Raw genomic sequence first — 22,036 nt, 5'->3', positions numbered from 1 at the left:
CCGGGCGGGTGCCCGCCGGGCGCGTTCGGGCACTGTCGGTGGCCCGACCTAGCATGGGGCGCGTGACTGCTACGCCCACCGGCACCTCCCACTCCCTCGTCGTCCGCGGCGCCCGCGAGCACAACCTGCGCGACGTCTCGGTCGACCTCCCGCGGGACAGCCTCGTCGTCTTCACCGGGCTGTCCGGGTCGGGCAAGTCGAGCCTCGCGTTCGACACGATCTTCGCCGAGGGGCAACGCCGGTACGTCGAGTCGCTCTCCGCCTACGCGCGGCAGTTCCTCGGGCAGATGGACAAGCCCGACGTCGACTTCATCGAGGGCCTGTCGCCCGCCGTGTCCATCGACCAGAAGTCGACCAACCGCAACCCGCGCTCGACCGTCGGCACCATCACCGAGGTCTACGACTACCTGCGCCTCCTCTTCGCGCGCGCCGGCCGGCCGCACTGCCCGGTCTGCGGCGAGCCGGTCACGCGCCAGTCGCCGCAGCAGATCGTCGACCAGCTGCTGACGCTCGAGGACCGCACCCGCTTCCAGGTGCTGGCCCCGGTCGTCCAGGGCCGCAAGGGCGAGTTCGTCGACCTCTTCGCCGAGCTCCAGACCAAGGGCTTCTCCCGCGCCCGCGTCGACGGCGAGGTCGTCTCGCTCACAGAGGCGCCCAAGCTCGAGAAGCAGAAGAAGCACACGATCGAGGTCGTCGTCGACCGCCTCGTCGCCAAGGGCGACGACGCCGGGGCCAAGCGGCGCCTCACCGACTCCGTCGAGACCGCACTGGGCCTCGCGGGCGGGGTGCTCGTCATCGACTTCGTCGACCGCGAGCCGAAGGACGCCGACCGCGAGCGCCGCTTCTCCGAGAAGATGGCCTGCCCCAACAACCACCCGCTCGGCATGGACGAGGTGCAGCCGCGCTCGTTCTCGTTCAACTCCCCGTTCGGCGCCTGCCCCACGTGCACCGGCATCGGCACCGAGCTCGAGGTCGACCCCGAGCTCGTCGTGCCCGACGACGACCTCAGCCTCGCCGACGGCGCCATCCAGCCGTGGTCCCAGGGCTCCGGCTCGGCGGAGTACTTCCAGCGGGTCATGGCCGCCCTCGCCGAGGACATGAAGTTCTCCATGGACGTGCCGTGGCGCGCGCTGCCGGCGCGGGCCCGCGAGGCGCTCCTGCACGGGCAGAACTACAAGGTGCACGTGAAGTACCGCAACCGCTACGGCCGCGACCGCTCCTACACCACGGGGTTCGAGGGCGTCGTGCCCTTCATCAAGCGCCGCCACTCCGAGACCGACTCCGAGTGGAGCCGCGAGCGGTACGAGGGCTTCATGCGCGAGGTGCCCTGCCCGGTGTGCAAGGGAGCCCGACTCAAGCCCGAGTCGCTGGCCGTGCTCGTCGGCGGCAAGAACATCGCCGAGGTCTGCAACCTCGCCATCAACGAGGCGGCCGGCTTCCTCGACACCGTCGACTTCACGGCCCGCGAGAAGCAGATCGCCGAGCGCGTCATCAAGGAGATCGACGCGCGCCTCGGCTTCCTCCTCGACGTCGGGCTCGACTACCTCTCGCTCGACCGCCCGGCCGGCACGCTGTCCGGCGGTGAGGCCCAGCGCATCCGGCTCGCGACGCAGATCGGGTCCGGCCTCGTCGGTGTCCTCTACGTCCTCGACGAGCCCTCGATCGGCCTGCACCAGCGCGACAACCACCGCCTCATCGAGACCCTGACCCGGCTGCGCGACCTCGGCAACACCCTCATCGTCGTCGAGCACGACGAGGACACCATCGCCACGGCCGACTGGGTCGTCGACATCGGCCCCGGCGCCGGCGAGCACGGCGGGCACGTGGTGCACTCCGGGCCGGTCAAGGGGCTGCTCGAGCACCCGACCTCCCTCACCGGCATGTACCTCTCCGGCCGCCGCGAGATCCCGACGCCGGCCGTGCGCCGCGGCCACGACGGCCGCCAGGTCACGGTCACCGGGGCGCGCGAGAACAACCTCAAGGACGTCAGCGTCAGCTTCCCGCTCGGCAACCTCGTCGCCGTCACCGGCGTCTCCGGCTCGGGCAAGTCGACCCTCGTCAACGACATCCTCTACAACGTCCTCGCCAACAAGCTCAACGGGGCGCGGCACGTGCCGGGCCGGCACAAGACCGTCACCGGCCTCGACCAGCTCGACAAGGTCGTCCACGTCGACCAGAGCCCGATCGGGCGCACGCCCCGGTCGAACCCGGCCACCTACACCGGCGTCTTCGACAACATGCGCAAGCTGTTCGCCGAGACGACCGAGGCCAAGATCCGCGGCTACCAGCCCGGCCGGTTCTCGTTCAACGTCAAGGGCGGTCGCTGCGACGCCTGCTCCGGCGACGGCACGATCAAGATCGAGATGAACTTCCTGCCCGACGTCTACGTCCCGTGCGAGGTGTGCCACGGGGCCCGCTACAACCGCGAGACGCTCGAGGTGCACTTCAAGGGCAAGACGATCGCCGACGTGCTCGACATGCCCATCGAGGAGGCCGCGACGTTCTTCGAGGCGGTGCCCGCGATCGCGCGCCACCTCAAGACCCTCAACGACGTCGGCCTCGGCTACGTGCGCCTCGGCCAGCCGGCGCCGACCCTCTCCGGCGGCGAGGCGCAGCGCGTCAAGCTCGCGAGCGAGCTGCAGAAGCGCTCCACCGGGCGCACCATCTACGTCCTCGACGAGCCGACCACCGGCCTGCACTTCGAGGACATCCGCAAGCTGCTCGACGTCCTGCAGGGCCTCGTCGACAAGGGCAACACCGTCATCGTCATCGAGCACAACCTCGACGTCATCAAGAACGCCGACTGGATCATCGACATGGGCCCGGAGGGCGGCTCCGGCGGTGGCACCGTCATCGCCGAGGGCACGCCCGAGCACGTCGCCGAGGTCGAGGTGAGCCACACCGGCCGGTTCCTCAAGCCGATCCTCGAGCGCACCGCGCGCACGACGACGCGCGCCTCGGGTGCGCGGGCCACCGCGCAGGGCTCGCCCGGTTCCCAGCGGACGTCCGGCTCCGCCCCAGCCACGAAGCGCACGCTGACCGGCACGGCGGCCAAGAAGGCCACGACGAAGAGCACGACGAAGGCCGCGACGAAGAGCACGACGAAGAGCACCGCGAAGAGCACGACCGCGGGCACGACGAAGCGTTCGACGAAGACCACCGCCGCCGCGAAGAAGGCGTCCTCGGGCTCCACCGTGAGCACCGCGCGCACGTCGCCGAGCACGACGACCCGGAAGAGGAAGGCATGACCGAGCACCACGAGGCCGACCCCGTCGACGGGGACCACGAGGCCCCGTCCCTGGCTCCGTCCTCGATCCAGGGCACGGGGCGTCGGAGCGTCCTGCTCGGGGTCGGCGCGCTGGCCGGCGCCGGCGCCCTCACCGCGTGCAGCAGCCCCGCGACGCCCACCGACACCTCCGGTGGTGGAGGTGGTGGGGCGGCAGGCGCGACGAGCATCCCGACCTCCGAGGTTCCGGTCGGGGGTGCCAAGTTCCTCCCCGACGCCCGCACCGTCGTGACGCAGCCGAAGGCCGGCACGTTCAAGGCCTTCGACACGACGTGCCCGCACCAGGGCTGCGCGGTGTCGTCGGTGCAGGGTGACCAGCTCGTGTGCCCGTGCCACCAGAGCCACTTCGCGCTGGCGACCGGCGACGTCGAGTCGGGCCCGGCCCCCACCGGCCTGACCCCGAAGACCGTCACCGTGAGCGGCAGCAACCTCAGCGTCGGCTGACCCGGCCGGTCACGCGCGGTCGCGCCCGACCGGGGCGCGCCGTGGCGCGTCGGTGGCCGGACATAGGGTGGGAGACGTGGCGGACCCGACGACCTACCGACCCAAGCCGGGAGAGATCCCGACCGACCCGGGCGTCTACCGCTTCCGCGACGCCCACGGCCGGGTCATCTACGTCGGCAAGGCGAAATCCCTTCGCCCGCGGCTGTCCTCGTACTTCCAGGACATCACCGCCCTGCACCCGCGCACGGCGACGATGGTCACCACGGCCGCGTCGGTCGAGTGGACCGTCGTGCGCACCGAGGTCGAGGCGCTGCAGCTCGAGTACTCCTGGATCAAGGAGTTCGACCCGCGGTTCAACGTCAAGTACCGCGACGACAAGTCCTACCCCTTTCTCGCCGTGACGATGGGGGAGGAGATCCCGCGCGCGCAGGTCATGCGCGGCGCCAAGCGCAAGGGCACCCGCTACTTCGGCCCCTACGGCCACGCCTGGGCCATCCGCGAGACCCTCGACCTGCTCCTGCGCGTCTTCCCGCTGCGCACGTGCTCCGCCGGCGTCTACAAGCGCGCCGCCGCGAGCGGCCGCCCCTGCCTGCTCGGCTACATCGACAAGTGCTCGGCCCCGTGCGTCGGTCGGGTCACGCCGGAGGAGCACCGGGCCATCGCCGAGGACTTCTGCGACTTCATGGCCGGCAACACCACCCGTTTCGTCAAGCGCCTCGAGGCCCGGATGCGCGAGGCCGCGAGCGAGCTCGACTTCGAGCAGGCGGCCCGGCTGCGCGACGACGTCGGCGCCATCAGCAAGGCCCTCGAGAAGCAGGCCGTCGTCCTCGGCGACGCCACCGACGCCGACGTCTTCGCCCTCGCCGACGACGACCTCGAGGCCGCCGTCCAGGTCTTCCACGTGCGGGGCGGGCGCATCCGCGGCCAGCGCGGCTGGGTCGTCGAGAAGGAGAGCGAGGACCTGCCCGCCCTCGTCGGCCACCTGCTCCAGCAGGTCTACGGCGACGTCGACCGCGAGTCCGTGCCGCGCGAGGTCCTCGTGCCGACGCTGCCCGAGGACGCCGACGCCGTCGTCGAGTGGCTCTCGTCGGTCCGCGGCGCCCGCGTCGACGTCCGCATCCCGCAACGGGGCGACAAGCGCACCCTCATGGAGACCGTCCGCCGCAACGCCGACCAGTCGCTGGCCCGCCACAAGGTGGCCCGGGCCGGCGACCTCACGCTGCGCAGCCAGGCCCTCCAGGAGCTGCAGGAGTTCCTCGAGCTCGACGACGCACCGCTGCGCATCGAGTGCTACGACGTGAGCCACGTCCAGGGCACCAACGTCGTGGCCTCGATGGTCGTCTTCGAGGACGGCCTGCCCCGCAAGAGCGAGTACCGACGCTTCATCGTCCGCGGCACGGCGGTCACCGGCCGGGGGGCCGACGGGCACGACGGGTCCGACGGGTCCGGTGCGTCCGGTGACCTCGGCGGGGGCGGCGACGGGGGTGGCACCGGCGTCACCGTCGAGGCCTCCGCCGACGGCACCGTCACGGTCGACGACACCGCGGCGATGCGCGAGGTGCTGACCCGGCGCTTCCGCCGGTACCTCGACGAGGCCGCCGCCGACGGCGAGCTCGCCGACACGGCCACGCCCGATGCGGGAGCAGACGACAGCACCGACGACGCCGCCGACGACACGCCTGTCACGTCGGGGCCCATCGACCCCGAGACCGGCCGCCCGCGCCGCTTCGCCTACCCGCCGAGCCTCGTCGTCGTCGACGGCGGCCTGCCGCAGGTCAACGCCGCCCAGGCGGTGCTCGACGAGCTCGGCATCGAGGAGGTCGCGCTCGTGGGACTGGCCAAGCGCCTCGAGGAGGTGTGGCTGCCCCGCACCGAGCACCCGGTCATCCTCCCGCGCACGAGCGAGGGGCTGTACCTGCTCCAGCGGCTGCGCGACGAGGCGCACCGCTTCGCCATCACCTTCCACCGCCAGCGTCGCTCCAAGGCGATGACGACGAGCGCCCTCGACGGCGTCCCGGGCCTCGGGGCGAGCCGCCAGAAGGCCCTGCTGCGCCACTTCGGATCGGTGAAACGACTTCGCGCCGCGGACGAGACGGACATCATGGCCGTACCGGGCATCGGCCCGTCGCTTGCTTCGGCCGTCGTGACGCACTTGGCTGAGGGTGCACCGCAGGAGCCAGCCGTGAACCTCACGACGGGAGAAGTCCTCGAATGACCGCCGACAGCAGGCCCACCAGCCCGGCCGCCCTCGCCGACGCACCGATCGTCATCGTCACCGGCATGAGTGGTGCCGGCCGCAGCACGACCGCCAACGTCCTCGAGGACCTCGGGTGGCTCGTCGTCGACAACCTGCCCCCGCAGCTGCTCGGCCACCTCGCGGAGCTGCGCGACGCCGCCCTCGCTAACAACCCGGAGGCCTCGCACCAGCAGGTCGCGGTCGTCGTCGACGTCCGCGCCGGTGGCTGGTTCGGCCACCTCGACGAGGCCATCTCCGCCGCCCGCGAGCGGGGCGAGCGGCCGAGCCTCGTGTTCCTCGACGCCACCGACGAGGCCCTCGTCCGGCGCTTCGAGAGCGTGCGGCGCCCGCACCCGCTGCAGGGCAGCGGACGGCTGCTCGACGGCATCCAGCGCGAGCGCGAGCTGCTCCAGGACCTCCGCTCCTCGGCCGACGTCGTCATCGACAGCTCGGGCCTCAACGTGCACCAGCTGAGCGCCAAGCTGTCCTCGCTCTTCGCCGGCGACCGCAAGGTGCAGCTGCGCATCGCCGTCATGTCCTTCGGCTTCAAGTACGGCCTGCCCCTCGACGCCGACGTCGTCTTCGACATGCGCTTCCTGCCCAACCCGTACTGGGTGCCCGAGCTGCGCTCCCTGACCGGCCGCGACGAGCCGGTGGCCGAGTTCGTCATGAAGCAGCCCGGCGCCGAGGAGTTCATCGACCGTGCCAGCGACCTGCTCGGCACGATGATCGAGGGCTACGTCCGTGAGGGGCGCCGCTACGTCACCGTCGCCGTCGGCTGCACCGGCGGCAAGCACCGGTCGGTCGCCACGGCCGAGGCCCTGAGCGGCCGTCTCGGCGGGCGCGACCGCGTCGACACGTTCGTCGTGCACCGCGACCTCGGACGCGAGTGAGGCCGCGCGCGTGACCGCCCCGGCACCTCGCGTCGCGCTCGGCCCGTCCCAGCAGCGCCGGATCGTCGCCCTCGGCGGCGGCCACGGCCTGTCGGCGACCCTGAGCGCCCTGCGCCTGCTCACCGACCACGTGACCGCCGTCGTCACCGTCGCCGACGACGGCGGCTCGAGCGGGCGGCTCCGTCGCGAGTTCGACGTCCTGCCGCCTGGCGACCTGCGGATGGCCCTCTCGGCGCTGTGCGACGACAGCGACTGGGGCCACACGTGGCGCGACGTCCTCCAGCACCGGTTCGCCGGCACCGGCGAGCTCAAGGGCCACGCCCTGGGTAACCTCATGATCGTCTCGATCTGGGAGCTGCTCGGCGACACCGTCCAGGGCCTCGACCTCGTCGGCCGGCTGCTCGGCGCGCGCGGCCGGGTCCTGCCGATGGCCGCCGAGCCGCTCGAGATCGTCGCCGAGATCGTCGGCCACGACCCCGACCGGCCGGAGGATGCCGTCACCGTCCACGGCCAGCACCGCGTGGCGTCCTCGCCCGGCGTCGTGTCCTCGATCGGGATCGTGCCCACCTGCCCCGAGCCGTGCACCGAGGCGCTCGGGGCGGTCGCCGAGGCCGACTGGGTCGTCCTCGGGCCGGGGTCGTGGTTCACCTCGGTCATGCCGCACCTGCTCGTGCCGGACCTCGCCGACGCCCTCGTCGCGACCCCGGCCCGGCGGCTGCTCAACCTCAACCTCGAGGTGCACAAGGGGGAGACCCGCGACTTCCGCGCGGAGGACCACCTCGCGTCGTTCGCCGCCAACGCCCCCGAGCTGCGCCTCGACGTCGTGCTCGCCGACCCGAGCGTCGTCGTCGACGAGTCGTCGCTGCGGGCGGCCGCCGACGAGCTCGGGGCCGAGCTCGTCGTTGCGCCGGTGTCGGCGCGCGGCGCGCCCGGCGTGCACGACCCGCTGCGCCTCGCGGCCGCGCTGCGCGACGTCATCGCCTGACGCGTCCGGGCCCTGCGCACGCGTGCCCGGGGTCCCCTGGACGCGCCCGGGAGCGGGGTCGGGACGAACCGTGACCAACCGTTCACGGTGCGTGCGAAACGGTTCGCGGCGCGTTGCTGACCCCACTCGGGCAGAGGGTGCTTGATCAGGGTGGCAGGATGTGCCGCATGGCCATGACAGCAAAGGTGAAGGACGAGCTCTCGCGCCTCGAGGTGACCAAGCCCTGCTGTCGCAAGGCCGAGGTGTCGACGATGCTGCGCTTCGCCGGCGGGCTCCACATCATCGGTGGACAGATCGTCGTCGAGGCCGAGCTCGACACCGCCAACGCGGCACGGCGCCTGCGGCGCAACATCGCCGAGGTGTACGGCCACAAGAGCGACGTCCTCGTCCTCGCCGCCGGTGGGTTGCGACGCGGCTCGCGCTACGTCGTCCGCGTCGTCGAGGAGGGTGCGACCCTCGCCCGCCAGACCGGCCTCATCGACTCGCGCGGTCGCCCCGTGCGCGGTCTGCCGCCGAAGGTCGTCAGTGCGGCCACGTGCGACTCCGAGGCGGCCTGGCGCGGGGCGTTCCTCGCGCACGGCTCGCTGACCGAGCCGGGTCGCTCCTCGGCGCTCGAGGTCACGTGCCCCGGCCCGGAGGCGGCCCTCGCCCTCGTCGGCGCGGCCCGCCGTCTCGGCATCCAGGCCAAGGCCCGCGAGGTGCGCGGCGTCGACCGCGTCGTCATCCGCGACGGCGACGCCATCGGCGCCATGCTGACGCGTCTCGGCGCCCACGACGCCGTCCTCGCCTGGGAGGAGCGCCGGATGCGCCGCGAGGTGCGCGCCACGGCCAACCGCCTCGCCAACTTCGACGACGCCAACCTGCGCCGGTCCGCGCGGGCCGCGGTCGCTGCAGGCGCCCGCGTCGAGCGCGCCATGGAGCTGCTCGGGGAGGACGTGCCCGAGCACCTGCGCGAGGCCGGCCACCTGCGCCTCGAGCACAAGCAGGCCAGCCTCGAGGAGCTCGGCCAGCTCGCCAAGCCGCCGATGACCAAGGACGCCGTCGCCGGACGCATCCGCCGCCTGCTCGCGATGGCGGACAAGCGCGCCGAGGACCTGGGCGTGCCCGGTACCGAGGCCAACCTCACCGCGGAGATGCTCGAAGGCTGACCCGGTGGCTGACCGGCCCGCTGAGCGGGCGCTCACCGAGCGCTGAGACTGCCCGTTCGGGCCGGGAGGGGAGCGGCTAGGGTGGCCTGTGACCAAGGTCGCAGCGTCGCGACCCCACCGTCTGACGAAGGTCGTCTGACGACGTCCGACACACCCTCATCACCGTCTCACCGAAGAGGTGCACAGCAGTGACCGTTCGCGTTGGTATCAACGGCTTTGGCCGCATCGGCCGCAACTTCTTCCGCGCCATCGTGGCGTCCGGGGCCGACATCGAGGTCGTCGCCACGAACGACCTCATGGACAACAAGACCCTCGCCCACCTGCTCAAGTACGACTCGATCCTCGGCCGCTTCCCGGGTGAGGTGTCCTACGACGACACCTCGATCATCGTCGACGGCAAGGCCATCCGGGTCTTCGAGGAGCGCGACCCCTCCGCGATCGACTGGGCCGGCGTCGGCGCCGACGTCGTCGTCGAGTCCACCGGCTTCTTCACGGACGCCGAGAAGGCCAAGGCGCACATCGCCGGCGGCGCGAAGAAGGTCATCATCTCGGCCCCGGCCAAGAACGAGGACATCACCATCGTCATGGGCGTCAACGACGGCCTGTACGACGCCGACAAGCACACCGTCATCTCGAACGCGTCGTGCACGACGAACTGCCTCGCCCCGATGGCCAAGGCGCTCCACGACGAGTTCGGCATCGTCCGGGGCCTCATGACGACGATCCACGCGTACACGCAGGACCAGAACCTGCAGGACGCACCGCACAAGGACCTGCGTCGTGCCCGCGCCGCCGCGCTCAACATCGTCCCCACCACGACCGGCGCCGCCAAGGCCGTCTCGCTCGTGCTCCCCGAGCTCAAGGGCAAGCTCGACGGCTACGCCCTCCGCGTGCCGGTGCCCACCGGCTCGGCCACCGACCTCACGTTCGAGGCGAGCCGCGAGACCACCGTCGAGGAGGTCAACGCCGCGGTCAAGGCCGCCGCCGAGGGCCCGCTCAAGGGCATCCTCGTCTACACCGAGGACGAGATCGTCTCCAAGGACATCGAGACCGACCCGGCCTCGTGCATCTTCGACGCCGGCCTCACCAAGGTCATCGGCAACCAGGTCAAGGTCGTCGGCTGGTACGACAACGAGTGGGGCTACTCCAACCGCCTCGTCGACCTCGTGAAGCTCGTCGGCTCGTCGCTCTGAGGCGCCGCGTGAAGACGATCCAGGACCTCGGGGACCTGCGCGGCAAGCGCGTCCTCGTCCGGTCGGACCTCAACGTGCCGCTGGACGGCACGACCATCACCGACGACGGCCGCATCCGCGCGTCGGCGCCGACCATCAGCACCCTGGCCGAGGCGGGCGCACGCGTCATCGTGTGCGCCCACCTCGGGCGTCCCAAGGGCGCGCCCGAGGCGAAGTACTCGCTGGCGCCGGTGGCGAAGCGCCTCGGCGAGGTGCTCGGCCACGACGTCGGGTTCGCCACCGACACCGTCGGCGAGGACGCGCAGGCCAAGGCCGCGGCCCTCGAGGACGGTCAGGTGCTGCTGCTCGAGAACCTCCGGTTCAACGCCGGCGAGACCGCCAAGGACGACGCCGAGCGCGGCGCGTTCGCCCGCGAGCTCGCCTCTCTCGCGGACGTGTTCGTGTCCGACGGCTTCGGCGTCGTGCACCGCGAGCAGGCGTCGGTCTACGACATCGCCCGGCTGCTGCCGCACGCCACCGGTGGCCTCGTCGCCACCGAGGTGGACGTGCTGCGCCGCCTCACCGCCGACCCCGAGCGTCCGTACGCGGTCGTCCTGGGCGGGGCGAAGGTCAGCGACAAGCTCGGCGTCATCGGCAACCTCCTCGGCACCGCCGACCGCCTCCTCATCGGTGGCGGCATGGTGTTCACCTTCCTCGCGGCCCAGGGCCTCGAGGTCGGCAAGAGCCTGCTCGAGGCCGACCAGGTCGACACCGTCAAGGGCTACCTCGAGCGCGCCGCGAAGGAGGGCGTCGAGATCGTCCTGCCCGTCGACGTCGTCGCGGCCGACGCCTTCAGCGCCGACGCCGACCACGAGGTCGTCGCGGCCGACGCGATCCCGGCCGACCGGATGGGTCTCGACATCGGCCCCGAGTCGAGCCGACTCTTCGCCGAGAAGCTCGAGGACTGCCGCACCGTCTTCTGGAACGGGCCCATGGGCGCGTTCGAGATGGCCCCGTACGCGGCCGGCACCAAGGCCGTCGCCGAGGCCCTCGTCGAGGTGACGAAGGGCGGTGCCCTCACCGTCGTCGGTGGCGGCGACTCCGCCGCGGCCGTGCGCCAGCTCGGCTTCGCCGACGACGACTTCGGCCACATCTCGACCGGTGGCGGCGCGAGCCTCGAGTACCTCGAGGGCAAGCAGCTGCCGGGCCTGACCGTTCTCGAGGAGGACGACGCCTGATGGCGAAGGACACCAAGCCGGCGCGACCCAGCGGGCGCGTCCCGCTCATGGCCGGCAACTGGAAGATGAACCTCGACCACCTCCAGGCGACGCACCTCGTGCAGAAGCTGGACTGGACGCTGCGTGACGCCAAGCACGACCACGCCGCCGTCGAGGTGGCGGTGCTGCCGCCGTTCACCGACCTGCGCTCCGTGCAGACCCTCATCGAGGGCGACAAGCTCGAGCTGCGCTACGGCGCCCAGGACCTCTCGCCCCACGCGTCCGGTGCCTACACCGGCGACATCTCGGGTGCGTTCCTGGCCAAGCTCGGCTGCACGTACGTCGTCGTCGGCCACAGCGAGCGTCGCGAGGGCCACGGCGAGACCGACGCCGTCGTGGGGGCCAAGGTCCGGGCCGCGTACGCCCACGGCCTGACGCCGATCCTCTGCTGCGGCGAGGCCCTCGACGTCCGCAAGGAGGGCCGTCAGGTCGAGCACGTCGTCGCGCAGCTGCGCGAGAACCTCGACGGGGTCACCAAGGAGCAGGCGGCGAGCATCGTCATCGCCTACGAGCCCATCTGGGCCATCGGCACCGGTGAGGTCGCGACGCCCGATGACGCGCAGGAGGTCTGCGCGGCGATCCGCACGCTGCTCGCCGAGCTCTACGGCGGCGACGTCGCCGACGGCGTCCGCGTGCTCTACGGCGGCAGCGTCAAGGCCGCGAACGTGGCCGCGATCATGGCCCAGGAGGACGTCGACGGCGCCCTCGTCGGCGGCGCGTCGATCGACCCCGCCGAGTTCGCGTCGATCTGTCGCTTCCGCGACCACGTGACGGCAGGCTGACGCCTCCCGCACGGCAGCCTCCCGCCCGCCATGGTCGTTCGTCCGTGGCGGGCGCGGGAGGTATCCTGTCCCGAGCGCCGGAGCCGACCGCGAACGCGGACGGAGCGAGACCCGCGCGCCGACGACCCCGACGAGATGGAGTGACCCCCGTGGATGCGGTTCGCATCGTGCTCCAGGTCCTGCTGGTGCTGTCCAGCCTGGTCCTGACCCTGTTCATCCTGCTGCACAAGGGCAAGGGTGGCGGCCTGTCCGACATGTTCGGCGGGGGCATGTCCACGTCCCTCGGCGGTTCCTCGGTGGCCGAGCGCAACCTCGACCGCTTCACGGTGGCCGTCGCGGTGGTCTGGGCGACGGCGATCATCGGTCTGGGTCTGCTGACCCGCTTCGCGAGCTGAGAGGAGCACGACATGGCCAGTGGTAACGCCATTCGTGGAAGCCGGGTCGGTGCCGGCCCGATGGGTGAGGCCGAGCGCGGCGATGCTGCTCCTCGCGTCTTCATCTCGTACTGGTGCTCCAACGGGCACGAGACGCGACCGAGCTTCGCCGAGGAGCCCGGCATGGTCCTGCCCGAGACGTGGGACTGCCCGCGCTGCGGCTTCCCGGCCGGCCAGGACAAGGAGAACCCGCCCGCCCCGCCGAAGGTCGAGCCCTACAAGACGCACCTCGCGTACGTGAAGGAGCGCCGCAGCGACGCCGACGGCGCCGCGATCCTCGACGAGGCCCTGAGCTCGCTGCGCGAGCGCGGCCTCATCCAGTGAGCTGACGGGGCCACCCGCCCCACCACGGAGAAAGTGCCCACCCGACCATCACGGTCGAGTGGGCACTTTCTCTTTCTCGCGTGGGGCCCGGCTCAGGCGAGGGCCGACGCGGCGTCGCCGTCGAGGAGCCACAGCGTCGCGTCGGTGCCGCGCACGCCGGCCGCAGGGACGTCCCAGTGGTCGGCGCCGGGCGCCAGGGCGGCCGCAACGGCGTCGGCCTTGTCGGGGCCGGCGACGAGGAACCACACCTCGTGGCTGCGCTCGAAGCACTCGAACGTCAGACTGACGCGGTCCGGCGGCGGCTTGGGGGAGTCGTGGACCGCCACGGCGATGGCGTCCTCGATCCGCTGCGCCGGATGGTGCGGGAAGAGGGAGGCCACGTGGCCGTCGGGGCCGACGCCGAACAGCACGACGTCCCAGGCCTTCTGGCCGAACTCACGGATCGACGCGCCGTACGCCTCGGCGCTGGCCTCGGCGCTCTCGGACGCGTCGGGCCCAGCCACCCGGTGCACCTTCGCCGGGTCGAGCCCGAGGTCGGTGAGCCCGGCGGCGTCGTTCTGGGTGTCGTTGCGGTCGGGGTCGCCGGCCGGCAGGTAGCGCTCGTCGCCCCACCAGACCCGGACGCGCGACCAGTCGACGGCCGACCGTCCCGGGACCCGGGCGACCGACGCGATGATCGCCGACCCCATCGACCCACCCGTCAGCGCCACCTGGGCCTCCGGCGAGCGCGTCTGGGCGTCGACGAGCGCCGTGACGAGACGGGCCGCAGCGGCGTCGGCGAGCGACTGCTTGTCCGGATGTACGACGACCCGTGGGTCGGCCGTCACGACGACGCCTTCCGCGTCGCCGCGCGCTTCGCGGTCGCCCGCGAGCCGGCCGTCCTCTTCGCCGTCGTCCTCACTGCCGTCTTCGGTGCCGCCTTCTTCGTCGCGGCAGCCTTCGTCGCGGCAGCCTTCGTCGTGGTGGCGGTCTTCGCCGCAGGCTTGGATGTGGTCTTGGCGGCGGTCTTCGTGGCGGTCTTGGTGGCGGTCTTCGTCGCTGCCGCCTTGCGCGCCCGGGCCGTCTCCTTCTCGCGCGGGGTGCGCTTGCCGGCGAGCTTGCGCACCGTGGCCGCCCGGACGTCCGCGGTCTCGGCGTGCTCCGGCGCCGGGGGAGCGGTGATCATGGCGCTGGCGTCCTGGGCCGAGCCGTCCCGGCCGAGGCGGGCGGCGAGGCGCCGTGCCTCGGTGATGTCGGGAGCCTTGCCGGCCTTGGCCGCTGCCGCCGCGCTCTGGCGCACGGGCTGCAGGTCCTGGATGCCGCGGCACAGCGACTCGGCGTAGGCCTCGTCGGGGTCGAGGCGACGCAGCTCGTCGGCGAGGCACTCGGGCAGCTCACGGCGCGGCAGGCTGATCCGCCGGTCGGGCTGACCCGGCTGCGACAGCGTCGCGATGACGTCGCCCGGCCGGACGAGGTCGATCGGGCCGCTGGCCCGCTGGAGGCGAACCGAGGCGATGCCCGAGCCCCGCGGCGTCGAGACGCGACGGACCGGCACCTTGAGGCGCCGGCTCAGCCACCCGGCGAGCAGGTCCGAGGACGGCGACTCCGGGGCGCCGCTGACGACCGCCTCGGTGACCGGCTCGTACGGCGGCTGGTCGAGCGCCGCCGCGAGCAGGCCGCGCCAGTGCGTCAGCCGCGTCCACGACAGGTCGGTGTCGCCGGGCGCGTAGGCGGCGGCGCGCTTCTTGAGCAGCAGGCGCGGGTTGTGGTGCAGGGCCGCGTCGGTGATGCGCCGCTGGGCCATGGCCCCGATGGGGTCCTTGGCGACGTCGTCGGGAGCCTTGCCGGGCCACCAGGCGACGATGGGGGAGTCGGGCAGCAGGAGCGGCATGACGACGCTCGGGCCGTGTGCGGCGAGCGCACCGTAGAGGCGCAGCACGACGATCTCCGAGGCCCCGGCGTCACCACCGAGGCGGATCTGCGCGTCGAGGCGGTTCTTGCCGCGGCGCTCCCCGGGGATGACGACGATGATGCGACACGGGTGCTGCCGGCTGGCGTGGTTGGCCGCGTCGATGGCCTCCTGGGCGTCGGTGTCCTCGACGACCATGACGAGCGTCAGCACGCGGCCGAGCGCCATGGCGCCGACCTCGTTGCGCAGCCGGACCAGCGTCTTGCTGATCTGGGTGGTCGTGGTGTCGGTCAGGTCCCTGATCACGGCATCCTCCACACGCGTCCGTCACGTTCGAGCATCTGGTGGGCCGATCGCGGCCCCCAGGCGCCGGCGGGGTACTGCTCGGGCTTGCCGTTCTTCGCCCAGTGGTCGAGGAGCGGGTCGAGGATCTTCCACGACTGTTCGACCTCCTCGTGCCGCGGGAACAGCGGCGGGTCGCCGAGCAGCACGTCGAGGATGAGCCGCTCGTAGGCCTCCGGGGACGCCTCGGTGAACGACGAGCCGTAGCCGAAGTCCATCGTCACGTCGCGCACCTCCATCTGCGATCCCGGCACCTTGGAGCCGAACCGCAGCGTGACCCCTTCGTCGGGCTGGACCCGGATGACGATGGCGTTCTGGCCGAGCTCCTCCGTGGCGGTGTGCTCGAAGGGCAGGTGCGGGGCGCGCTTGAACACGACCGCGATCTCGGTGACGCGCTTGCCGAGGCGCTTGCCGGCCCGCAGGTAGAACGGGACCCCGGCCCAGCGACGCGTGTCGACCTCGAGCGTCACGGCGGCGAACGTCTCGGTGGTCGACCCCTGGTCGACGCCGTCCTCGTCGAGGTAGCCGACGACCTCCTCGGCGCCCTGCCAGCCCGCGGCGTACTGCCCGCGCGCCGAGTGGGTGTCGAGGTCGGCGGGCAGCCGCACGGCCGAGAGGACCTTCTCCTTCTCGGCGCGGAGCTCCTTGGCGTCGAAGGAGACCGGCTCCTCCATCGCCGTCAGCGCCAGCAGCTGGAGCAGGTGGTTCTGGATGACGTCGCGCGCCGCACCGATGCCGTCGTAGTAGCCCGCGCGGCCGGCGATGCCGATGTCCTCGGCCATCGTGATCTGCACGTGGTCGACGTAGTTGGCGTTCCACACCGGCTCGAAGAGCTGGTTGGCGAAGCGGAGGGCCAGCAGGTTCTGGACCGTCTCCTTGCCGAGGTAGTGGTCGATGCGGAAGACGGCGTCGGGCGGGAAGACGCCCTCGACGATCTCGTTGAGCTGCTGGGCGCTCTTGAGGTCGTGGCCGAACGGCTTCTCGATGATGACGCGCCGCCAGCTGTCGCCCTCGGCCGTGGTCAGGCCGCAACGCTCGAGCTGCTCGCAGACCGGGGCGAAGAACGACGGCGGGACCGACAGGTAGAAGGCGTGGTTGCCTCCGGTGCCGCGGTCGCGGTCGAGCTCCTCGACGGTCCTGGCGAGCAGGTCGAAGGCGGCCGGGTCGTCGAAGGTGCCCGGCACGAACCGGAAGCCCTCGGACAGGTTGCGCCACACGTCCTCGCTGAAGGGCGTGCGGGCGTGCTGCTTGACGGCGTCGTGGACGACCTGGCCGAAGTCCTGCGTTGCCCAGTCGCGGCGCGCGAACCCGACGAGCGAGAAGCCCGGCGGCAGCAGCCCGCGGTTGGCGAGGTCGTAGATCGCGGGCATCAGCTTCTTGCGGGCGAGGTCGCCCGTGACGCCGAACAGGACGAGGCCGCACGGACCCGCGATGCGGGGCAGGCGCTTGTCCTCGGCCGTGCGGAGCGGGTTGTGCCCGTGGGCGACTCGCGCCGGACTCACTCGTTCCCTCCCTCGGTGGTGGACTCGGTGGTGGACGTGCCGGACTGCTGCGCGAGCGCATCGCGCACCTGCGCGAGGCCGGCGTCGTGGTCGGTCAGGTGCAGCCGCAGGACCGGGCGGTCGTGCTCGGCGAGGACGGCGGCGTCGCCACCGGCCTGGGAGGCGATGAAGTCGCCGAAGGTGAACTCGCGGCCGGGGATCGGCAGGTCCTGCTTCGGGGCCGACGTGACCTGCACGTAGACGCCGACCGCGGGGCCACCCTTGTGGAACTGGCCGGTCGAGTGGAGGAAGCGCGGGCCCCAGCCGAACGTCGTCGGACGCTCGGTGCGGCGGGCGAGTGCAGCGCGGGTGTCGGCCAGGTCGGCGTCGCCGAGCCGGTCGAGGTAGGCCATGACCGCGACGTAGCCGTGCTCGGGGTCGAGCCGGCCGAAGAGCGCGTCGAGCGCGGCGGGCACGGTGGACGCGTCGCCGAGCCACGCGCCGTCACCGCCGCCGACCGCGCGGATCTCGACGGCGCCGTCGGTGGCCGCCGGTGCGTCGGCCTGGGCGGCACCCTGGTCGAGCAGGGCACGGGCGGCCTTCTTGGCGCTCTCGACGTCGGGCTGGTCGAAGGGGTTGATGCCGAGGAGCCGCCCGGCGACCGCCGTGGCGACCTCCCAGAGCAGCAGCTGGGCACCGAGCGAGCCGCTGACGCGGACCTCCGAACCGCCTTGCGCCGCAGCCGGACCCGCCGAGGGGTCGCCGTCGTCATCGTCGGCCACGAGTCGGGCGACGGTGACGTCGGCGGCCGGCCAGCGAACCTCCGGGTCGTCGTCGCCGGCCACGACGACCGGCAGCACGCCGGTGCCGTCCTTGCCGGTGGACTCGGCGATGAGCTGCTCGGCCCAGTCGGCGAAACCGACGATGCCGGAGCCGTCGTCGACGAGCACGAGCTTGTCGCGCAGCGGCGACGTGCCGCCCATGGCCGCGCCGAGGCGCAGGCCGGGGTTGGCGTCGTCGTCGGCGGCGAGCAGGTCGGCGACCGAGTCGGCCTCGTCGAGGAGGGCCTCGACGTCGACGCCGGCCAGGCCGCTCGGCACGAGGCCGAACGCGGTGAGCGCCGAGTAGCGTCCGCCGACGTTCGGGTCGGCGTTGACGACCCGGTAGCCCTTCTCTCGGGCCTCGCCGTCGAGAGGGCTGCCGGGGTCGGTGACGACGACGATGCGCTCCGCGGGGTCGATGCCGGCGTCGGTGAACGCCTGCTCGTAGGCCCGGCGCTGCGAGTCGGTCTCGACGGTGGAGCCGGACTTGCTCGACACGACGACGACGGTGTGCGCGAGGTCGTCGCCGAGGGCCCGGCGCACGTAGTCGGGGTCGGACGAGTCGAGGACCACGAGGTCCTTGCCTGCCGTCGCGCAGATGACCTCGGGTGCGAGGGAGCTGCCGCCCATCCCGCAGAGGACGACGTGCGTCAGGCCCTGGTCGGTGAGCTGCCCACGCAGGGCGGCGATCTCGCCGACGAGCGGGCGCGAGGAGCGGGCCAGCCCGGTCCAGGAGAGGCGGATGCCGGCCTCGGACTCGGCGGCCTCGCCCCAGAGCGTGCTGTCCTGCTCGAAGAGCCGGCTCGCGACCCGGTCGGCCACGAGCGTGCCGACGTGGCCGGCGATGGCCTCGGCCGCCGCGCCGGACGCGGTGACGGAGATCGAGCTCATGCCCGGACCTTGTCCATCTCGGCGCGGACGCCGTCGAGCAGCTCGCCCCAGGACTTCTCGAACTTGTCGACGCCCTCCTCCTCGAGCAGGTCGACGACCTCGGTGTAGGAGACGCCGACGCCGTCGAGCTGGTCGAGCACGTCGGAGGCCTCCTCGTAGGCGCCGGTGACGGTGTCGCCGTGGATGTCGGCGTGGTCAGCGGTGGCCTCGAGCGTCTTGCCCGGCATCGTGTTGACGACGTCGGCCGCGACGAGCTGGTCGACGTACATCGTGTCGGGGTAGGCGGGGTCCTTGACGCCGGTCGAGGCCCACAGCGGGCGCTGGACGTTGGCGCCGGCGTCGGCGAGCGTGCCCCAGCGCGGCGTCGAGAAGACCTCCTCGAATGCCTGGTAGGCGAGGCGGGCGTTGGCCAGGCCGGCCTTGCCGCGCAGGCCCCTGGCCGTGTCGGTGCCGATGGCGTCGAGGCGCTTGTCGATCTCGGTGTCGACGCGCGAGACGAAGAACGAGGCGACCGAGTGGAGCGTGCTCAGGTCGTGGCCGTTCGCCTGCGCCTTCTCGAGACCCTCGAGGTAGGCGTTCATGACGGCGCGGTAGCGCTCGAGGGAGAAGATGAGCGTCACGTTGACGCTGATGCCCTCGGCGATGCCGGCCGTGATGGCCGGCAGGCCGGCCTTGGTGGCCGGGATCTTGATGAGGACGTTCGGCCGGTCGACGTCGCCGTACAGCTGCTTGGCCTGCTCGACGGTCTTGTCGGTGTCGTGCGCGAGGCGCGGGTCGACCTCGATGGAGACCCGGCCGTCGACGCCCTTGCTCGACTCGTAGAGCGGGAGGAAGAGGTCGCAGGCGCTGCGCACGTCCGACGTCGTCAGCTCGTGCACGACCTCGTCGACGTCCTTGCCGGCGTTCGTCAGCGCGGCGAGGTCCTCGTTGTAGCGCTCGCCCTTCGACAGGGCCGCCTGGAAGATCGACGGGTTGGAGGTGACGCCGACGACGTTCCGCTCGGTGATGAGCTCGGAGATCCTGCCGGTCTCGAGGAGCTCGCGGGAGAGGTCGTCGAGCCAGATCGAGACGCCGGCGTCGGAGAGGGCCTGGGTGTTCGGGTTGGTCATGATGGGTGTCCCCTTCTCGTGGAAGTCAGGTGGGGTCAGGTCGGCGGGCCGGGGCCGGCGGTCAGGCCTGGGCCGACGCGGCAGCCGCGCCGGAGGCCACGTCGGTGCCCATGACGTCGGTGGCGGCGCTCTGCTCCGCGCGGGCCGGGTTGGTCTCGGTGATGCGCGGGGCGGTGCGGCCGGAACCGACCGTGCCGCCGGCGGCCTTGAGGGAGTCCTTGGCGGCCTTGACGACGGCGTCGGCGGTGATGCCGAACTCGCGGAAGAGCGTCTGGTAGTCGGCCGAGGCACCGAAGTGCTCGATGCTGACGATCCGGCCGGCGTCGCCGACGAGGTCGTGCCAGCCCATCGACACCCCGGCCTCGACGCTGACGCGCGCGCGAACCGCGGGGGGCAGCACCTTGTCCTGGTAGGAACGGCTCTGCTTCTCGAACCATTCCCGGCAGGGCATCGACACCACGCGGGTCGAGACCTTCGACTTCTCGAGCTTCTCGGCGGCCTCGACCGCGAGCTGCACCTCGGAGCCGGTGGCGATGAGGATGACGTCGGGGTCGCCCGCACGCGACTCCTCGACGAGGACGTAGGCGCCCTTGGCGACGCCGCTGGCATTGCCGTACTTCGTGCGGTCCCACGTCGGGACGGCCTGGCGCGTCAGGCACATCGCGGCGGGACCGTCGGTCTTGGTGAGGATCTGCGCCCATGCGGCCGCGGTCTCGTTGGCGTCGGCCGGCCGGACGACGTCGAGGCCCGGGATGGCGCGGAGCGCGGCGAGGTGCTCGATCGGCTGGTGGGTCGGGCCGTCCTCGCCGAGGCCGATGGAGTCGTGCGTCCACACGTAGGTGACCGGTGCCTGCTGGATGGCGGCGAGGCGCACGGCCGGGCGCATGTAGTCGGAGAAGACGAGGAAGGTGCCGCCGTAGGGACGCGTCAGCCCCTCGAGCGCGATCCCGTTGAGGATCATGCCCATCCCGTTCTCGCGGATGCCGAAGTGGAGCGTGCGGCCGTACGGGCCGCCCTTCCACTCGCGGGTCTGCTTGCCGCTGGGGATGAAGGAGGGCTGGCCCTCCATCGTCGTGTTGTTCGACTCGGCGAGGTCGGCCGAGCCGCCCCACAGCTCGGGCATGACGTCGGCGAGGGCGCCGAGCACCTTGCCGGACGCGGCCCGCGTCGCGACGCCCTTGGCGTCGGCCGGGAACGTCGGCAGGGCGCGCTTGAGACCCTTCGGGGCCTCCTTGGCGAGGATGCGGTCGAGCAGCGCTGCGCGGTCGGGGTTGGCCTTGCGCCACGCCTTGAAGCCCTTGTCCCACTCGCGGTGGGCGGCCTTGCCGCGCTTGCCGACGTCGCGGGCGTGCTTGAGGACGGCGGGCTCGACGGTGAAGTCCTTCTTCGGGTCGAAGCCGAGCAGCTCCTTGGTCGCACCGATCTCGGCGTCGCCGAGGGCCGAGCCGTGGGACTTGCCGGTGTTCTGCTTCGTCGGCGCGGGCCACGCGATGATGGTGTGGAGCACGACGAGCGTCGGCTTGTCGCGCACCTTCTCGCCGCTCTTGATCGCGGCGAGGAGGGCGTCGACGTCCTCGACGTAGGTGGCACCGTCGGCGTCCTTGCGCCAGTCGACTTGGGCGACGTGCCAGCCATAGGCCTCGAACCGCGCGGCGACGTCCTCGCTGAAGGCGATGTCGGTGTCGTCCTCGATGGAGATCTGGTTGGCGTCGTAGACGACGGTGAGGTTGCCGAGCTCCTGGTGGCCGGCGAGGGCGCACGCCTCGTGGCTGACGCCCTCCTGCATGTCGCCGTCGGAGGCGACGACGTAGACGTGGTGGTCGAAGGGGCTCGTGCCGGGCTTGGCGTCGGGGTCGAAGAGGCCCCGCTGGCGGCGCTGCGCCATGGCCATGCCGACGGCCGAGGCGAGGCCGGAACCGAGCGGGCCGGTCGTGATCTCGACACCCTTGGTGTGGTGGACCTCGGGGTGGCCGGGCGTCTGGGAGCCCCACGTGCGCAGCGCCTTGAGGTCGTCGAGCGACAGGCCGTAGCCGGACAGGTAGAGCTGGATGTACTGCGTCAGGCTCGAGTGGCCGCACGACAGGACGAAGCGGTCGCGGCCGAGCCACGACGGGTCGGACGGGTCGTGGGTCATGACGTTCTGGTAGAGCAGGTAGGCCAGCGGGGCCAGCGACATGGCCGTGCCCGGGTGGCCGTTGCCGACCCTCTGCACCGCGTCGGCGGCGAGCAGACGCGTCGTGTCGACGGCGCGGACGTCGAGGTCGCTCCAGCCAGCCTTCTTTGCGACAGGGCGGGGGAGGCCCGGGTCTCGTTGTGCCAGCAGGTCCTTGGTGCTCTTCGTCGACCTCGAACGGGTGGGATTCTTCGCCTTCGTGGCGGTGCTGGACACGGACCGGTCTCCTTCGGACGAGGTGGATCGCGTAACGGCACGAGCCTAGTCCCGCCCGTGTGAGCGACGACACCACGCCCGTCCCGTGGTCACGCGTGGTGCCGCACGGCCCGGGCGGGCTCCCGAGGAGGGTC

Annotated in this window: 17 protein-coding genes; 11 read left to right on the top strand and 6 right to left on the bottom strand. The window is 72.1% G+C overall.

Annotated elements, in window-relative coordinates:
* Positions 1–53 precede the first annotated feature (53 nt).
* The 11 genes from uvrA to RY076_RS16660 all read left to right on the top strand — a co-directional run bounded on the left by uvrA (position 54) and on the right by RY076_RS16660 (position 12,981).
* On the top strand, positions 54–3,248 hold the full coding sequence (gene uvrA, locus RY076_RS16710) for an excinuclease ABC subunit UvrA (RefSeq protein WP_323100085.1): 3,195 nt from the start codon (positions 54–56) through the stop codon (positions 3,246–3,248).
* Positions 3,245–3,730, top strand: coding sequence for a Rieske (2Fe-2S) protein (locus tag RY076_RS16705; RefSeq protein WP_323100084.1), 486 nt, complete (start codon positions 3,245–3,247; stop codon positions 3,728–3,730). Before uvrA ends, RY076_RS16705 begins: the two co-directional genes overlap by 4 nt.
* A gap of 76 nt (positions 3,731–3,806) precedes the next feature.
* Complete coding sequence (gene uvrC / locus RY076_RS16700; protein ID WP_323100082.1) at positions 3,807–5,945, top strand: excinuclease ABC subunit UvrC; 2,139 nt, start codon at positions 3,807–3,809, stop codon at positions 5,943–5,945.
* Positions 5,942–6,859 (top strand): RNase adapter RapZ, encoded by a 918-nt coding sequence (gene rapZ / locus RY076_RS16695; RefSeq protein WP_323100080.1) that lies wholly within the window; start codon positions 5,942–5,944, stop codon positions 6,857–6,859. The genes uvrC and rapZ overlap by 4 nt, the downstream gene beginning before the upstream one ends.
* A 10-nt stretch (positions 6,860–6,869) precedes the next feature.
* A complete protein-coding gene (locus tag RY076_RS16690; protein ID WP_323100078.1) occupies positions 6,870–7,844 on the top strand; it encodes a gluconeogenesis factor YvcK family protein in 975 nt (324 codons plus the stop codon).
* A gap of 167 nt (positions 7,845–8,011) precedes the next feature.
* Positions 8,012–8,992, top strand: a complete 981-nt coding sequence (gene whiA / locus RY076_RS16685; RefSeq protein ID WP_323100076.1) for a DNA-binding protein WhiA — start codon at positions 8,012–8,014, stop codon at positions 8,990–8,992.
* 188 nt (positions 8,993–9,180) lie between these two features.
* Positions 9,181–10,185 (top strand): type I glyceraldehyde-3-phosphate dehydrogenase, encoded by a 1,005-nt coding sequence (gene gap / locus RY076_RS16680; RefSeq protein ID WP_323100074.1) that lies wholly within the window; start codon positions 9,181–9,183, stop codon positions 10,183–10,185.
* A gap of 8 nt (positions 10,186–10,193) precedes the next feature.
* Entirely contained in the window at positions 10,194–11,402 is a 1,209-nt protein-coding gene (locus RY076_RS16675) for a phosphoglycerate kinase (RefSeq protein WP_323100072.1), read from the top strand.
* Complete coding sequence (gene tpiA / locus RY076_RS16670; protein ID WP_323100070.1) at positions 11,402–12,223, top strand: triose-phosphate isomerase; 822 nt, start codon at positions 11,402–11,404, stop codon at positions 12,221–12,223. The genes RY076_RS16675 and tpiA overlap by 1 nt, the downstream gene beginning before the upstream one ends.
* A 149-nt stretch (positions 12,224–12,372) precedes the next feature.
* Positions 12,373–12,618, top strand: coding sequence for a preprotein translocase subunit SecG (gene secG, locus RY076_RS16665; protein WP_323100068.1), 246 nt, complete (start codon positions 12,373–12,375; stop codon positions 12,616–12,618).
* A gap of 12 nt (positions 12,619–12,630) precedes the next feature.
* On the top strand, positions 12,631–12,981 hold the full coding sequence (locus tag RY076_RS16660; RefSeq protein ID WP_323100067.1) for an RNA polymerase-binding protein RbpA: 351 nt from the start codon (positions 12,631–12,633) through the stop codon (positions 12,979–12,981).
* Positions 12,982–13,073: 92 nt separating this feature from the next.
* On the opposite strand, the gene pgl is transcribed toward RY076_RS16660, so the two are convergent.
* The 6 genes from pgl to tkt form a co-directional block, all read right to left on the bottom strand.
* On the bottom strand, positions 13,074–13,808 hold the full coding sequence (pgl, locus tag RY076_RS16655; protein ID WP_323100065.1) for a 6-phosphogluconolactonase: 735 nt from the start codon (positions 13,806–13,808) through the stop codon (positions 13,074–13,076).
* Positions 13,805–15,175, bottom strand: coding sequence for a glucose-6-phosphate dehydrogenase assembly protein OpcA (gene opcA, locus RY076_RS16650; protein ID WP_323100064.1), 1,371 nt, complete (start codon positions 15,173–15,175; stop codon positions 13,805–13,807). Before opcA ends, pgl begins: the two co-directional genes overlap by 4 nt.
* Positions 15,172–16,713, bottom strand: a complete 1,542-nt coding sequence (zwf, locus tag RY076_RS16645; protein ID WP_323100062.1) for a glucose-6-phosphate dehydrogenase — start codon at positions 16,711–16,713, stop codon at positions 15,172–15,174. Before zwf ends, opcA begins: the two co-directional genes overlap by 4 nt.
* Positions 16,710–18,404: a glucose-6-phosphate isomerase gene (locus tag RY076_RS16640; RefSeq protein ID WP_323100061.1), complete on the bottom strand. Its 1,695-nt coding sequence runs from the start codon at positions 18,402–18,404 to the stop codon at positions 16,710–16,712. The genes zwf and RY076_RS16640 overlap by 4 nt, the downstream gene beginning before the upstream one ends.
* Entirely contained in the window at positions 18,401–19,513 is a 1,113-nt protein-coding gene (gene tal, locus RY076_RS16635) for a transaldolase (protein ID WP_323100059.1), read from the bottom strand. Before tal ends, RY076_RS16640 begins: the two co-directional genes overlap by 4 nt.
* Before the next feature lie 61 nt (positions 19,514–19,574).
* A complete protein-coding gene (tkt, locus tag RY076_RS16630; RefSeq protein ID WP_323100057.1) occupies positions 19,575–21,902 on the bottom strand; it encodes a transketolase in 2,328 nt (775 codons plus the stop codon).
* Positions 21,903–22,036: the final 134 nt, after the last annotated feature.

The sequence above is a fragment of the Intrasporangium zincisolvens genome (genome assembly GCF_034724055.1).
In the GTDB taxonomy this organism is placed as follows: domain Bacteria; phylum Actinomycetota; class Actinomycetes; order Actinomycetales; family Dermatophilaceae; genus Monashia; species Monashia zincisolvens.
The sequence above is the reverse complement of the archived record's forward strand: the minus strand, read 5'-3'. Positions and strand labels throughout refer to the sequence as shown.